The organism is Vibrio proteolyticus NBRC 13287 (genome assembly GCF_000467125.1).
GTDB lineage: Bacteria > Pseudomonadota > Gammaproteobacteria > Enterobacterales > Vibrionaceae > Vibrio > Vibrio proteolyticus.
The window spans coordinates 26,430-41,871 of sequence record NZ_BATJ01000015.1; the positions used below are offsets into that span (position 1 = coordinate 26,430).

11 protein-coding genes and 1 pseudogene are annotated in these 15,442 nt (G+C 45.8%); 9 read left to right on the forward strand and 3 right to left on the reverse strand.

The genetic code is table 11. The annotated features are described in order from the left end of the window. The first annotated feature begins 269 nt into the window (after positions 1-269). From VPR01S_RS16375 to VPR01S_RS16400, 6 genes are all read left to right on the forward strand, one after another. Entirely contained in the window at positions 270-1,508 is a 1,239-nt protein-coding gene (locus VPR01S_RS16375; RefSeq protein WP_021706476.1) for an alpha-xenorhabdolysin family binary toxin subunit A, read from the forward strand. Positions 1,509-1,594: 86 nt separating this feature from the next. Next, a complete protein-coding gene (locus tag VPR01S_RS16380; RefSeq protein ID WP_021706477.1) occupies positions 1,595-3,988 on the forward strand; it encodes a hypothetical protein in 2,394 nt (797 codons plus the stop codon). A 226-nt stretch (positions 3,989-4,214) separates the two neighbouring features. Next, positions 4,215-5,609 (forward strand): hexose-6-phosphate:phosphate antiporter UhpT, encoded by a 1,395-nt coding sequence (gene uhpT, locus VPR01S_RS16385; RefSeq protein ID WP_021706478.1) that lies wholly within the window; start codon positions 4,215-4,217, stop codon positions 5,607-5,609. A 149-nt stretch (positions 5,610-5,758) separates the two neighbouring features. After that, positions 5,759-6,364: a response regulator transcription factor UhpA gene (gene uhpA, locus VPR01S_RS16390; RefSeq protein ID WP_021706479.1), complete on the forward strand. Its 606-nt coding sequence runs from the start codon at positions 5,759-5,761 to the stop codon at positions 6,362-6,364. Further along, on the forward strand, positions 6,364-7,872 hold the full coding sequence (uhpB, locus tag VPR01S_RS16395) for a signal transduction histidine-protein kinase/phosphatase UhpB (protein ID WP_021706480.1): 1,509 nt from the start codon (positions 6,364-6,366) through the stop codon (positions 7,870-7,872). The genes uhpA and uhpB overlap by 1 nt, the downstream gene beginning before the upstream one ends. Before the next feature lie 8 nt (positions 7,873-7,880). Then, on the forward strand, positions 7,881-9,224 hold the full coding sequence (locus VPR01S_RS16400; protein WP_021706481.1) for an MFS transporter: 1,344 nt from the start codon (positions 7,881-7,883) through the stop codon (positions 9,222-9,224). On the opposite strand, the gene VPR01S_RS16405 is transcribed toward VPR01S_RS16400, so the two are convergent. Continuing rightward, a complete protein-coding gene (locus tag VPR01S_RS16405) occupies positions 9,221-9,604 on the reverse strand; it encodes a cytochrome b562 (RefSeq protein ID WP_021706482.1) in 384 nt (127 codons plus the stop codon). The two genes, VPR01S_RS16400 and VPR01S_RS16405, sit on opposite strands and share 4 nt — an antisense overlap. A 273-nt stretch (positions 9,605-9,877) precedes the next feature. Here VPR01S_RS16405 and VPR01S_RS23250 point away from each other — a divergent pair. The 3 genes and pseudogenes from VPR01S_RS23250 to VPR01S_RS16420 form a co-directional block, all read left to right on the forward strand. After that, positions 9,878-10,352 (forward strand): annotated as a pseudogene (locus tag VPR01S_RS23250) (DUF4150 domain-containing protein); the annotation flags it as partial. 991 nt (positions 10,353-11,343) lie between these two features. Further along, positions 11,344-13,596, forward strand: coding sequence for a glycoside hydrolase family 19 protein (locus tag VPR01S_RS16415; RefSeq protein WP_081693197.1), 2,253 nt, complete (start codon positions 11,344-11,346; stop codon positions 13,594-13,596). Between the two features lie 5 nt (positions 13,597-13,601). Then, positions 13,602-13,991: a hypothetical protein gene (locus VPR01S_RS16420; protein ID WP_021706485.1), complete on the forward strand. Its 390-nt coding sequence runs from the start codon at positions 13,602-13,604 to the stop codon at positions 13,989-13,991. Between the two features lie 122 nt (positions 13,992-14,113). Here the strand turns inward: VPR01S_RS16420 and VPR01S_RS16425 are convergent, their stop codons facing one another. Further along, positions 14,114-14,857: a phosphatase gene (locus VPR01S_RS16425; RefSeq protein ID WP_021706486.1), complete on the reverse strand. Its 744-nt coding sequence runs from the start codon at positions 14,855-14,857 to the stop codon at positions 14,114-14,116. Between the two features lie 99 nt (positions 14,858-14,956). Beyond that, on the reverse strand, positions 14,957-15,397 hold the full coding sequence (locus VPR01S_RS16430; protein WP_040902975.1) for an Lrp/AsnC family transcriptional regulator: 441 nt from the start codon (positions 15,395-15,397) through the stop codon (positions 14,957-14,959). Positions 15,398-15,442 lie beyond the last annotated feature (45 nt).

The window sequence follows — 15,442 nt, forward strand, 5'->3', positions numbered from 1 at the left end:
CAATGCCAATAAATAAAAGGCTCTCATGCACATAAATAAAATCTAATTTAACAAAACAAAATAAACCCTTAGCTAATTTAGTCAAAGTAATTATTTTTCGTGTGACTTAGTTAAAATAAATTCGTAATAATTTTAGATAATTTACCAGCACTATCGATTTAGATTATTGGTAGGTAAACGTCCATTAAATATTAATCAGTCTAATTTAAAAACAAATACTGAGTTATTAAACATCCAAAAGAAATATAACCACAAAAAAGGTAAGAGAAATGAAAAAATATAATAAGACCCTATTGGTAAGTGCAATAGCATTAGGGTTAATGTCAACGTCGGGCATTGCCAACAGTTACACCTCTTCAGACAACGCAGAAACTCATGTCAATCTGGCCATCAATCCTATTTCGTATGACACCATTCTGGGTGAAAACGGCGCTTTTATCGACTTGGATACCGATGAGTTTATTCTTAACCAACAAGAGTGGTTTCAAATCCAAGTATACGCAGAAGGTGCACTGTCATTACCGATTACTGAAACCGGTATGAAATCCGCCTTGAGCATTCCTGACGACATCCCGTTTACGGATTTTCAGGCTTTACTGGATCAGTATGTGGAAGTACACGATAAGGCCTATTTCTGGAAGCAGGATTTGTATCCAGATATCGTGAAACTCTCTCTGACACTGGCGAACTATTCTGACATACAGAACAACCTGATTGACCCGATTAGCAATTCACTGAACGTCATTCTCAGTAAGGCCGCCCTGCAAGACGAGGCGTCAAAAGCAGAAGTCGAAAATCACCGTAAAATGGCGATTGGCTACATCACCGCGTTAAAAAACTTTTCTATGCAGTATCAACAACAAGTGACGGATATCGAAACAGAACTGCGCGACTTTTCCGCCGCGCTGGAAACACAACAAGCACAGCTCAATACATTAGAGAGTACTCACAGTGAGTATCTGACCGATGACGGGAGCGAACTGCAGCAACGCCTGAAAGATCTGCAAGACCGAATTAAGCAGTTGAATGCGGACTATGATCACTACACAACCGTTGCAGCCACCGCCGTCACTTACGCCTGGTTCCCTGCTGTTGCTATCCCTATCATGGGCGTATACGGCGACAAAGCGGAAAAAGCGCGTAAGCTACGCAACTCTTTGACCGAAGAAGCGGCTGACGTCGAATCAAAACTCAACTATACGCAGAAAATTTACAACACCTATCAACGTTCAACCCAAAGCATCCAGGTCATTTCAGAGAAAATTGATCATGCAATTCCGCACATCAATAAACTCAAACTGCACTGGCAAAAGCTGAATACCGATTTTGAGTCGCTACTGATTGCCTTGAATGCAGCAGAACAAGACGCATCAATCCTGGAGTCCAGTGTGTTCATGGGTGCAGCAGGGGCCATCGCTAACACCACAGTAGCGGAGAAAAACTGGAAAGATATCAGCGAGAAAGCCAAAGCTTTTGCTAATAATGCGTACATCCAAGAAATAAAGTAACACCTATAAATAAACTCACTGCCCGGGTTTTATTTCCGGGCATTAATTTATCCTGCGTATAAAAAATAATTTTAAGGAAAATTTTTATGAAATTTCTTCCTGTTTTAATTTCACTGACTCTGTCACCCTCTATTGTTTTGGCAAACGACTGGCTGGAAGTTAATAATCTTCCTGGAAACGTAAATATTCCATCCTGGACAGAAAAAGCTTATATTAATAATTCTGTGATATCCCGAACCACATCCGACTTATACGTCAATTTCAGCGATTGGATAGCCGAACAGAATTTATATGTGACTAAACCGACTCGTGTTGTTTTGTTTGCCGATACACTAAAAATTGATGAGAACTTTAATCATCTGATCGACAATCAGAACATTCTGATCTTCGCTCGCCGTGTCATTGGCCATGGCACAGCCAACTTTGTTTTAGGCAAAGAAGGGGCTGTTGCTTCCTTTACCATCATTGCTGATCACGTTGAGCCGACCATTAATATTCTGGCATTTCGAAGCAACGACACCGTCAGCGTCGATAAACTCAATGACGCAGATACACTTGGCATTTCTGTGTTAACTGCCGGAGACACTTATCGCAGCGTGGACATTACCACCAACCTCAATGAATACCTGCTACAGCACACGGCCTCTCTGGTGGATATCGAGGGTCGCATCTTTGATGCTGCGAGCGCGGTGTTTGATACCAACCCTGTTGTGGCAGGTAAAATGATTGACTGGGCAGAAAGAACCCTGCGCTTGTCAGATGATGCCCTGGAAAAAGATCCCCTACTTGCTGATTTGTATTTGCAGGCGGTTGCTTTTCAGCAGTTCATTACGCTCAGCGCGCAGTCCGACCAGTACGTGCCACGGCTTGACCGGACTTTGTATAAAGACAAATACCGCGCTTATCTGGATGCTATGGCTGCATATCAAGCCCAGTGGGATCTGGCTTCAGACCGCCAGACTAAAATTGATGACAAGCTGGACGCCGCTCAACGAGCTCTGGACAATGTCACCGATGTCTTAAACGCGCAACAGTCTATCATTGATCAGAGCGACAAAAACGTCAGCAAGCTTCATGAGAGCCTCAGTGCACTTGAAAAGCGCTACAATACACAAGAGCTGACGGCGCTGAGCGCACGAAGCAATTATGTTTATGGTGTTGAAGTGTGGAAAACGCAGCAGGAGCTAAACGCGGCCCTGCAGATTTTTCAGGCCATTGCCGAGCTCGGCAGCGCCATCAGCGGCGTGTTTACTGGCAACCTTGGGGCCGTTAACGACCTCACTGAGCAGCTATCCCAAACACCTGAAACCTTGTCTAAGGCCAAGAATCTGGTCACAAACATCAAGAACGTCACCGGCATTATTGACAACATCAGTAAATCCATCGGTGGAATCGCCAAGCTGACCAATGAAGCCAAAGGCAGTATCAAAATTCAAAAAATCGCCGGAGCCCTGGACACGTTTAATTTTGCGCTGCCAACGATTGAAGAGAGTAACCTTGCCTGGGATCTGATGCTGGCAGAAGTGCGCAGCAACCTGCGCTTTGCCGACAGTTTGGGTATCAGAGGCGCGCGACAATATCTATTGGAACTGGAGAAGCAGGTATTATTGGGGAAAGGCATCAACACCGCCCAACTCAATCTGGCTCACGAACAGGCGAAAATGCTGGATATGCTGTTAACCCAGGAAGTATCTCAAAATCAGCAAGCTCGATTGCAACAAGCTATCACGGATTACCAACAAGAATCCGGCCAGTTTGATACCATCGAGAAAGAGCTGTCACGGATGCTGACTCACTTCAAACGCCCCATGTTCATTGCACTGGCCAATTACAAGCAAGCGTATAAGTACTGGGCATTAAAAGAAAGCAGCCTCAAACCATCACTCAACAAAAGTGCGTTGGATTATCAAAGTGATCTGGCTACGATTGAATCTGAATATCTCAACGCACTTGAGCGGTTTGACCCTGCGCCACAAGACAGCCTGGCAGTCACAGATTTTATCATCGATGATCAGACGCAGTTACAGAGCCTGGCCGAACATGGTGAATTGAATGTGCAACTCGCGTTGGATAATGAAAAATTCTGTCGCTACGACCGCGTTCGCCTGTCGACTTTGCGTGTTTACCTGGAAGGCGAATCGTTGCCTTACGGTCAGGAATTCAACCTCAAGCTATCCAACTCAGGCAACTATCAGGATCGCTTCAAAGACCAGCAATTTGCGTTCAGTTCAACACCACTTAACCGTTCGTTCGATTATCGCCTGGATGACGCTCAACATAACCAGACCAGTATTATTCTCGACGGCGCGGTGGCGAATAAACTGGCGTACGCGTATTTTGAACCGACCCCATTCACGACGTGGAATGTCAAAGTGGCGGATTTCGGCCAGGCCGATACTCAATATCTGCAAAACGTAGAACGAGTTCGCTTTGAATTTCTGGGCAGCGGTATTCCCGGAGAGCGCAACTGCAATCAATAACCACTCGAGGCTTCCCATCCGGGGGAGCCTTTTCTCCTTACCTTCTGTGACCCTATTCACGCTTTATTACTGACAATTCTATTTCTAGGAAATATTCCTAGTTTTTCTAAGTCTCGCTCTCAGGTCATGCATTTCTCTCAGGCTTACACTTCTCTCCAGCGTAAACACATTTTAATTTGCCGGCCCTTTCCAGCCCGGCGACAACTTCTGAGTCTGAGGATTCCGCATGTTTAAACTACTCGAACAGGTCCGTAAACCGACCTTAGATCTGCCGGTGGAGATCCGCCGCAAAATGTGGTTCAAGCCATTTATCCAGTCTTACCTGGTGGTGTTTATCGGTTACATGACGATGTACCTGATTCGCAAAAACTTCAACGTCGCCCAAAACGACATGATCTCCACCTATGGCCTGTCGATGACAGAACTGGGTTTGATCGGTCTTGGATTCTCGATCACATACGGGATCGGTAAAACCGTTGTCTCTTATTACGCCGATGGCAAAAACACCAAACAGTTCCTGCCGTTTATGCTGATTTTGTCGGGTCTAGCTATGCTCGGTTTCAGTTTCAGCATGGGCGGTGGCAGCGCCAGTCTGTTTCTGATGGTGGCATTCTACGCGCTAAGCGGTTTCTTTCAGAGTACCGGTGGCCCATCAAGCTATTCAACCATCACCAAATGGACGCCGCGCAACAAGCGTGGTTCGTACCTCGGGCTATGGAACATGTCGCACAACGTTGGTGGCGCGGGGGCTGCAGGTGTGGCGCTGTTTGGTGCCAACGTCCTGTTTGATGGTCATGTTATCGGTATGTTTATCTTCCCGTCGATCATTGCGCTTATCGTCGGCTTTGTCGGACTGCGTTTTGGCAGCGACTCACCTGAGGCTTATGGCCTGGGCAAGGTTGAAGAGCTGTTTGATGAGCCGGTGAGCGAGGAAGACACTACAGCCGAAGAGAAACAGATGACCAAACGTGAGATCTTTGTTGAATACGTGCTAAAAAACAAAGTGATCTGGCTATTGTGTTTCGCCAACATCTTCCTGTACATCGTTCGTATCGGTATCGATCAATGGTCTACAGTTTATGCCTATCAAGAATTGGGCTTATCTAAAGAAACCGCCATCTCCGGCTTTACCTTGTTTGAAGTTGGTGCACTGGTTGGCACACTGATGTGGGGCTACCTGTCAGATCTTGCCAATGGCCGTCGCGCCTTGGTTGCTTGTGTTTCACTGGGGCTGATCATCGTATCACTGGAATTCTACCAGCACGCCGCTAATGAGTTTATGTATCTGGCTTCTCTGTTCGTACTCGGCTTCCTGGTGTTTGGTCCACAACTTCTGATCGGTGTGGCTGCGGTTGGTTTCGTGCCGAAAAAAGCCATTAGTGTGGCGGATGGCATCAAAGGAACGTTCGCTTACCTGATTGGCGACAGCTTCGCTAAGCTGGGCCTCGGTATGATCGCTGACGGTACACCAATCTTCGGTCTAACCGGTTGGAAAGGCACGTTCGCTGCGCTGGATACATCCGCGATGATCTGTATTGTTCTGCTGGCATTCGTTGCCATTGCCGAAGAGAAAAAGATCCGCCGTGCGAAGAAGCTAGAGTTGGCTGAACGTCAGGCTTAATCGCTCACCTTTCCCCAATGGCACGTCATCTGTTACTCAGTTGGCGTGCTTTTTTTATTTTCTGACCCATTTTATTGATCAATTCGGTTGCGTAATCGCCATCCCGGCGCTAAGTTATGCCGCTTTCTTGTCCAGTTTGAATCTCACTTATGATTAATGTCGCGCTTGTAGATGATCACATTGTCGTCCGGTCCGGTTTTGCCCAGTTACTCGGACTGGAAACGGATATTCACATTGTGGGTGAATTCGGCTCGGTTGCGGAAGCGCGACGGGGTTTACCCGGCTCTGGCGCCAACGTCTGTATTCTCGACATCTCAATGCCAGACGAGAGCGGGCTCGCTTTGCTGCAGGAGCTGCCATCCGGCATCGCTTGCGTGATGCTCAGCGTGCATGACTCACCAGCCATGGTTGAAAAAGCGTTGGAAGCTGGTGCACTGGGCTACCTGAGTAAACGTTGTAGTCCGGATGAGCTTATCCAGGCGGTACGCACCAGCGCCAGCGGCGGCTGCTACCTGACGCCGGATATTGCCCTGAAGCTGGCAACCCCAAAAAGCCGCCCTTCACTGGCGCAATTGACCAAACGAGAGCGTCAGGTCTGCGAAATGCTGGCATCCGGCCTGGAAGTCAAAGCCGTGGCCGCAGAACTGGGGCTAAGCCATAAAACCGTCCATGTACATCGGGCAAATGCGATGGATAAGCTAGGGGTAAAAAATAATGTCTCTCTGGCGAAACTGTTTCAGGACACCTCCTTGTAATGCGCCGTTTCCTGCTCACATCCCTAAGTGGCTGGTTGCTGATCAGTTGCAGTTGGTTCTGTTTGTGGGTGATCTCATACTACTTCGTTAACGATCCAGAGCTGGCAATTCTGTTCTTCCCATTTGCGCTACGACTCGGGATTACTCTGCATACCAGTCCACGCTTTTGGGCCTGCTCCTACATTGCCGAATGGCTGCTCACCATCGCTTTGGCGATGTTGCTTGAGCAACCGCAATGGTTAACTATTCTGGGCGCCAGTCTGCTCAGCATTCCGGTGACCTGGCTGACCAAACGCTACTATTTTGGTACTCAGTGGCGACGCTTAGTCGTCATGTCCACAGTGATCCTGTCGACCGCGTTTATCAATGTACTGGCAGTGAGTTCGCACGTCTCATCGATCTACATGGTCTGGCTGGTCAGCATTACCGGTGGCTTAATGCTGGTGCCGAGTTGTTATCTGATCTGGAATTACCTGTTCCAGAGTACCTGGATCCCGCTCACCTCAAATCTTATCTCTCGACCGATCCAATTTCAGATCCGGCCAGTAGTGCTGTTTTCTCTGCTGTTTTCGGCCAGTATCGCATTGCAAATCGGTTTGCCTGACGAACTGCGCCGTTTTGCGCCGTTTTGCCTGGCAATTCCGATCATTCTGCTCGCGGTTCGTTATGGCTGGCAAGGCGCCCTACTCGGCACGCTGCTCAATAGTATCGCGCTGATCGCCGCGCGCAGTGGCGTATCTCAACTGGAAATCACGGATCTTCTCTTGTCTCTATCTGCCCAAACTCTGACGGGAATTTTGCTCGGTATGACGGTGCAACGCCAGCGAGATTTAAACCAGCAACTGCGTAACGAGCTATCACGCAATCAGAGCCTGTCACGGCAGCTAGTAAAGGCGGAAGAATCCGTACGTAAAGAAGTGGCGCGTGAACTGCATGACGAAATCGGTCAGAACATTACTGCGATCCGCACTCAAGCAAGTATCATCAAACGTGTTGAAACCAATCAGATGGGCGTCAATTGCGCGGATACGATTGAGTCGTTGTCATTGAATGTTTATGACACCACCAAAGGCCTGCTCACCCGTTTGCGCCCAAAAACGCTGGATGACCTCAACCTGGTCGAAGCCATAGAGCAACTGGTCCGAGAAATGGAGTTTGAGCACATAGGCACAGATGTGACCATAGAGTGGCAAGGAGAATCAGACTCCCTGAATGATGCCACCAGCGTCACCCTCTATCGGCTGTGCCAGGAAGCGCTGAATAATGCCCAGAAGTACGCTCATGCCAGTCACATTCGCATTATGGTTTGTCTGAGCGAGCTGGTTGTCCTCGATATCAAGGACAATGGTATCGGATTTAAACCTCAGGATTCAATGAAAGGTCTCGGCTTAAGGGGTATGCAAGAACGAGTTCAGGCTCTTGGTGGCCAGTTTAGTCTTGTCAGCCATACCACAGAAAGTGCACAACCCAATGGCACACATATTCGTGTGCAAATACCAAGAATATGAGGCCAGGAATGTTCGGACTTTTACGCGCAATGCCGACCTACACAGCGACACTGAATGAAGCTCAGACTCGTGAAAAATACCAGTACTGGCGGCTACACATCATGCTCGGAATGTACTTGGGTTATGCGGGGTTTTATCTAACGCGTAAAACGTTTAATTACGCCATGCCAGCCATGATCGCCGACTTAGGGTTGGATAAAGGTGACATCGGCATCATCGGTACTCTGTTTTATGTCACGTACGGGCTGTCTAAATTTCTCTCCGGCATCATTTCGGACCGCTCCAATCCAAGATACTTCATGGGGTTGGGGTTAATCGCCACTGGCATCATCAACATTCTGTTTGGCCTGTCGAGCTCAATTGCTGCATTTATCTGCCTGTGGGTGATGAACGCCTGGTTTCAAGGTTGGGGCTGGCCACCTTGCTCCAAATTACTCACGACCTGGTATTCGCGTTCGGAGCGGGGATTCCGTTGGGCAATATGGAATACCGCACATAACGTTGGTGGCGCCATGATTCCGTTGCTGGTGGGATACCTCACCTTGCACTACAGTTGGCGACAAGGGTTTATCGTCCCCGGTGTGATCGGTGTATTAATTGGGCTCCTGCTCTGCTGGCGCTTGCGGGATAAGCCGACTTCCATGGGCTTGCCAACCGTAGGACAGTGGCGTAAAGACCCGCTAGAGCTGGCTCAGGAAAATGAAGGTCAGGGCCTCAAACCGGCGGAGATCCTTAAAGCTTATGTGTTTAATAACAAATACATTTGGCTGTTGGCTTTCAGTTATGTCCTGGTCTACATCGTGCGCACGGCAATCAACGATTGGGGTAATCTTTACCTGACAGAACAACACGGCTACAGCCTGATCAATGCGAATGCGGCATTGTCTCTGTTTGAAGTCGGGGGATTTATTGGTTCTTTGGTCGCGGGATGGGGATCCGACCGTCTGTTTGGAGGTAACCGTGGCCCGATGAACCTGATTTTCGCTATGGGTATTTTTCTTTCGGTCGCTGCGTTGTGGCTAATGCCACTGACCAATTTCGTATTTCAGTCCGCTGGCTTTTTTACCATCGGATTCTTCGTATTCGGCCCGCAGATGCTGATTGGCATGGCAGCGGCAGAATGCTCACACAAAGATTCGGCAGGAGCTGCTACGGGTTTTGTTGGTTTATTTGCCTATATGGGTGCGGCTCTGGCTGGTTACCCACTCGCATTGATCATGGAGTATTACCATTGGACAGGATTCTTTGTCACCATATCCGTTTGTGCCGCGGTGATCGGCTTACTACTGTTGCCTTTTTTGCAGGCGCAATTCCCACAGGAGTCACGCCTGAGTAACAGCACAAACCTTTAGCCAAACAGCTTGCTCCAAATGCTTGGATTACGTTTATCGTGGTATTCAACTCGCAGATCGTCAACCTGACGCAGCGCTTCTTTCGCTTGCTCAAGCTCACCGGCTTGAAGATGTGCTTTAACGCCATCTAACGCCACAGTTAGCTTAGTAAACCCTTCTTTATAAAGGTCTTGCTTCTCAGGTGGGTAAACACCCAGTTTGGCCTGATTTACCAACTGAGTCAGGTTCGCAACCGGCGCTTCCATCTCTTCAATATTCTGTGCTTCAGCCGCATGTTTAAACTCAACACGCATCTCTTTCATGGTCGCTTTCAGGTCAGATCCTGATGCGTAAACACTGGTTGCAGCGACTAACGCCAGCAGCGGAATTAACTTTTTCATTGTAAAACTTTAATTGTTATTTGAAGGTGGCGAAAGTGTAACGAAACCAACCATTTCAGCACAAGCAGAACTTGTATCAAGGTGTAATTCATCATGTAAGAAGACACTACCTTACAAAAACCATAATTAAATAATCGTTATTAGACTTGCAACACAGATCTTCTAAGTTAGTGCGAAGTCACATTAAAGCATTCTTTTTACCTACTCTTTTGGTGAGATTTATACGTGCTTTATTGTATATCATAACTCCCTTGGCTTATTTGGGAGCGTATTATGGGTGTCACCGTTTGTGCAAATGGATTAAGCGTTGTCCATCAAGGCTCTGGAGGAGAGGCGAACGCCACTTTACCGGATGTCTGTTTAACCACCGTCGGTAAACCCGTGGTTCCTATCCCTTATGGCAACAACGCCAAATCTGCCGATCTAGCGGATGGCACAACAACGGTTTCAATGGATGGAGGAAACAGCATTGCCATTAAAGGAAGTAAGTTTTCCAAAAGCACTGGCGATGCAGGAGGCGATAAAAAAGGGGTTGCATCCGGCACTATCGAGTCCGAAGCCGAATTTATTTCCGCCTCTCCAACAGTGAGTATCGAAGGCATAGGAGTCTGCCGGCTGTCTGATCAGATGACCATGAATAAAGCCAATACCATGTGTCTTGGTGGTGTTCAGAATCCGTCCGTCTCTGTGACCGAAGATCAGGAAGGTACCTACACTCTCGACCTCGTTTGTCGATACCCTAATGGGCAACCCTATGCCAACGCACCTTTCGAACTTCGTGAATCTGGCGGTGGCCAAATTGGTTCCGGCGTGCTTAATGCGCGAGGCCTTGGTACGGTGAGCGAGTTACCATTAAAAGAATGCATACTCGTGCTCAAAGAGAGTAGCGACGCTTATAAGGCCAACTCCACGTTATCTAAAAATACGCCAACAGAAACTTACCCCGACACACATAACTTTTGCACTTATGTTGCAGGTCAAAGATCGCCCTTCTGGGAAGATAAAGTCGGCGTCTCTAATGACTGGGGTGTTTTACTGTCTCCCTCATACAGTGACGATGACTTCAAGGCCATGGTGTACGAACAAAGCCGAATTCTCTCTCCTCACGTCGTGAGCAGAAATCACTCCAATGACTTTTCTGCCGCTTTTGTTTCCGCCCTGTTCCATATTCAGGAAGATCGAGAGTCATTGGATAAATACCAACCTTTGTTAGAACTGCTTTTTGAACAGGTTCACCCAAATGGAGATATTTTGCGTATTCTTTATCAGGCCAACCTACTTGAACCGCCGGCAGAATTACTCGCCAAATTACGTTTGCTGGGAACCGGCAACACCATTGAATATCTTCAGCAAGTACTATGGACACAGATAAGCCAACAACTCAGTGGGTACATCAATGATTTGATTGCGGCACTCGATACCCGATTAGATTTCATCCAAACACAGGCTGCCGCACGCTCACTCACCGTTGTTGAAGAGGGGGTACAAGGTTATAGAACCGGTATGAGCTTGATGTCCAGCGCTCTACCAGACATTTTAACCAACATACTGTCTCGAACTAACGAGACACTTTTATCCGTTTCCGCCATGGCATCGGGCAGTATCGTCAACACCACCGGAGAGTCGGGTTTCACCACAAATGCAGGTAAAATTCATGCCGTGGTTTATACCAAAGCCATTAATTTGAACCGCCCTCCATTTATCGTCTTTGAAGACATATTTTCAGATTAAGGTACCTCATGGACGCAGTTTTCCCGATCACGCAAAGAAATGGTGAGCCGTATCATACGCTCAGTGATTTCACCAGACTCTTCGACCAAGTAAAAAGCGGCCGTTATCTCCTCGGTCAAGGCTATGGGTGGCACAGTGGCGTTCATTTGACGTCAAAAATGGTGCCGTGGGGAAAAGGGTTAAGACCGATACAAGCGATGCTGGATGGACGAATTGTTGCTTACCGAATACACCCAGACTACCAGACAACAACATATAAAGACCAAAAACTCAGGTACAGCAACAACTTTGTATTACTGGAGCATGAAATAAGCGATCCCGACCAAAAAGACGAAGAGATCTTTAAGCTTTACTCTCTCTACATGCACTTAGCGCCACCTTCCGATATTGGTGCCAACGCTTCCCTGACAACACGTTATAAGCTCTTGGATGACGGGAGAAATGTCCGTACATTTAAGTTTGATTCCGAACCAAAGAAAAGTAAGCTAGAGCACAAGGTGTCAATGTCAAAGGGCACCGTATTGGAATACTTATATGCCGAAGAGAAAGCGACCAATACATATGCTATCGGCAACGAAATTTATCATATGATCAAATGTAGAGTCATTAAACTTGGTGAATCTCCATCATCTGCTGAACGAAAGATGAAAGGAAAAATAGTCTGGTTCGCTTCAGGTAAAAAAAGTAAATTCAATATATTGGAAGACCCTTCAGTGATGGTTCCTGAAGCAGTTTCCGAACCAGAATGGATGTCTGAAAGTGCAGCGAGAAAGCGTGATGGCAGTGTAGTTGCTCTGCCTCTACCCATGCTACCAGTGGATATGGACGCAGGCCATATTAAAGTAAAAGCCGGAGATGAACTGGGCTACATGGGACTACACGAATACAGCAATGACGTGGCGGCAACCAAAAAAGAAGATAATCGTATTCATATTGAGTTGTTTTCCGTAGCCAAACCTCCTGCATTTTTCTTAAAAATGATTTCCCCTAAAAACGCTGACAAAAGTCCACTCATTACTATTGACGGCAGCGGGAGTGATGGTGCTCTTAAACTCTCCAATCCCTTCTTTAAAAAACTGCTTGAGGAGATGGGTAAAGAAGATCAAACAGATTTCTCAAATTTTCAACCCAGAGATGCAAAAATCTACTTAGAAAACAAGCGAAAGCATTTCGAGAAAGTAATTGTTAAACATCCATCAGACTGGTACACAGACATCTCTCATAACATGTACGCCCAAATTCATGAGATCGCCTTAAGTGTCATGGACGAAAAATACGCATCGAGCTTTGTTTCACATAAAGAGTATCAAATATCACCTTGGCGTCGGGAGTTTATCCAGCATCACGATATATTTTCTCAACATGAAAAGCTAAGAGCAGATAAGTTTTCCTGGCTTCAGGATGTGCAAAATCATATCCAGCTGCCAGACGACATGAATCTGTGGCATTATTGGCCTTTTTTGACACTTCTGGTCGACGGATGTGGATGCATTTTAACTAGAAAATCTCTAAATAAAATCGCTGTATTTGCTAGTAGTAAAAACATAGACAGACACTATGACAGTTTAATATCAACAATGCGTGATTTCGAGATCAATACATGTCTAAGAGCAAGTCATTTTTTAGCTCAGATCATTCATGAATCCGGAAGCTTTAAATATACAGAAGAGAGTGGGGTATCCAATTCTGCATATGGTGGATTTAAGGGGCGTGGACTAATCCAAATCACACTAAAAGATAATTACTATAAATATGGAAAGTATGAAAATACTGATTTCATATCCACTCTAAATAATAAAATCAAACTAGCCAACCCTCCTTATTCAGCCAGATCCGCAGGCTGGTATTGGTCAATACAAGCCAAATTGAATTCTCATGCAGACAATAATGACTTTATTTATTTAACATATTCTATTAATGGCGGGTATAATGGATATAATGATAGGTTAAAGTGGCTAGTTAAAAGTCTCGAAGAACTGTACTCAAAATGTCCCTCTAATGAAATCAAGAGTGCAGATTATAAATTTGAAGAAAGTAAAGCATACAACATAAGGAAAGCAAGCTTTGGATGGGGGCTTTGGCATGACCCAGGGTTGAGTAAAAAAGGATGCACAAAAAACAAAGATAAGGCACTGTTCGGCTATAAGAGACTTCTAGTTCTTTCAGGAAGCAGTTTGTCAGGAAATAAGAAATGGTACGGCTATCAAAAACAAAAAATAATAGAATTTGTAAAGAATAGAATTTCAGAATTAGAAGGATAATTTATATGAAAATTAACATAAAAAAATCACTTATATTAATTTGTTTCTTGTTTATTCCCAGCCATGCCTCAGCAAAATATTCCATCAGTGGCGTTTATAGTTTATTAGAACCAATTGACTGCACCATAAATATAAAAATATCAAAAGACAAATTTCTAGCCAATATAAACTCAAAGAAGATACTAGGAAATGTAGTATTAAATAATGAAAAAAATAATAAATATATAACTTTTAAAGGACTTAAGGGTAGTGTACCAAATGTAGATATAGAAGCAGAATATGAAGACGCTATGTTATACATTCAAAATTACGGTAACGCAATGAATGAATATACCCGATTCGAGGAATGTAGCGAAAAGTACTTGATTTTAAAAAAAGAAAGTCCTGAAGATTAGAAATATTTTTTTGATAGAGACAAATAATCTAATAAATGATTTAAAACTACTTACAGTAAATTGAGTACTTTCATTTTTCACTGAACTATCAACATCCCCACACTCTTGTAGGGATGTTGGTTTTATAACTCTTGATACTCGGCGATGGGCTCTCGTCCGCGTACAGCCAGGAAGTCGAGGAATTGCTGGACGCTATGCGTAACGACTTTGTCGGTACTCACACCGACACGATCAAGCAACTCACTGACCAGAGTCAGGTTACCAACATCTTGGCAAAAGTGTGCATCACTGCCAGTGGTAAAATACACGCCTAGCTCTTTACCGATTTGTGCAATCTCATAGCAGCGGTCGACACTGCCTACCCGGCTGTTGCCTTTTAGCGTGGTGTTGTTGATCTCAATCGCAACGTGATGTTCCGCCGCACAAGCCAGTACGCGATGAAAATCAAAATCGAAATTAGGATTCCCTAAGTGACCCAACGCGTCTACTCGACCACCTTTGATTGCATTGATCAATGCTTGAGTATGTGTTGCCACGTCCGATGGACGAAACACCGGTTCATGAAAACTGCTGATAACCCAATCGAGATTCTTATCGACACTAGGGTGGATATCAATCTCTCCAGCTGTATTCAGGATATTAGATTCGACCCCTCGGATCACAGCCACGCCATCTAAGAAACGGGGCAGAATACGCTGGTTGGAAAAGAACCAATAATGGGGTGCTCCCGGCATTGATTCTGAGTGGTCGGTGGTACAGAACATCGCCAAACCATTTTGTTTGGCCAGTTTGGCGTTCTCAATCAAAGTACTGTATGCGTGCCCACTGGCGTACGTATGTGTGTGGGTATCCACCACAAGTTCCATAACAACTCCCTACTCGTTTGCGTTTATTTCGTGACCAGTTTAACACTTACGTCGAGATAGGTCTTGTGTTGGTTTACAAGTTGGTAAGAACCCGACGGCTCAGCGTTCATCCTTGGGGGTGTCCATCACCACCATGGTTGTGATCGAATTGATATGCGGGTATTCACCCAACACATCTGCGTGAAAGCGTTTGTAGGCATTCAGGTCGCGCGTCTCTACACGGATCAGGTACTCATTCGCACCGGTAATATTGTGAATTTCCGTCACCTCTTTGGCAAAACGCAGATGCTCCTCAAAGCCGACCTGAGATTGTTTGCTGTGATTGGCTAATCCAACAGAAACATATGCAATAAAACCGATACCGAGCTTTGTCCCATCAAATACGGCTCGGTAACCTTTTATCACCCCGCTTTTTTCCAGCTCTTGTACCCGACGTAATGTAGCAGACGGTGACAATCCGACCCGTTCGGCCAGCTCAACATTGGCAATTCGTCCATCCAACTTCAGTTCACGCAATATTCTTTCGTCTATTCTGTCCATAACCATTAAAAGTTGCAGTTCAATCCGTATTTCATCAAATAAAAA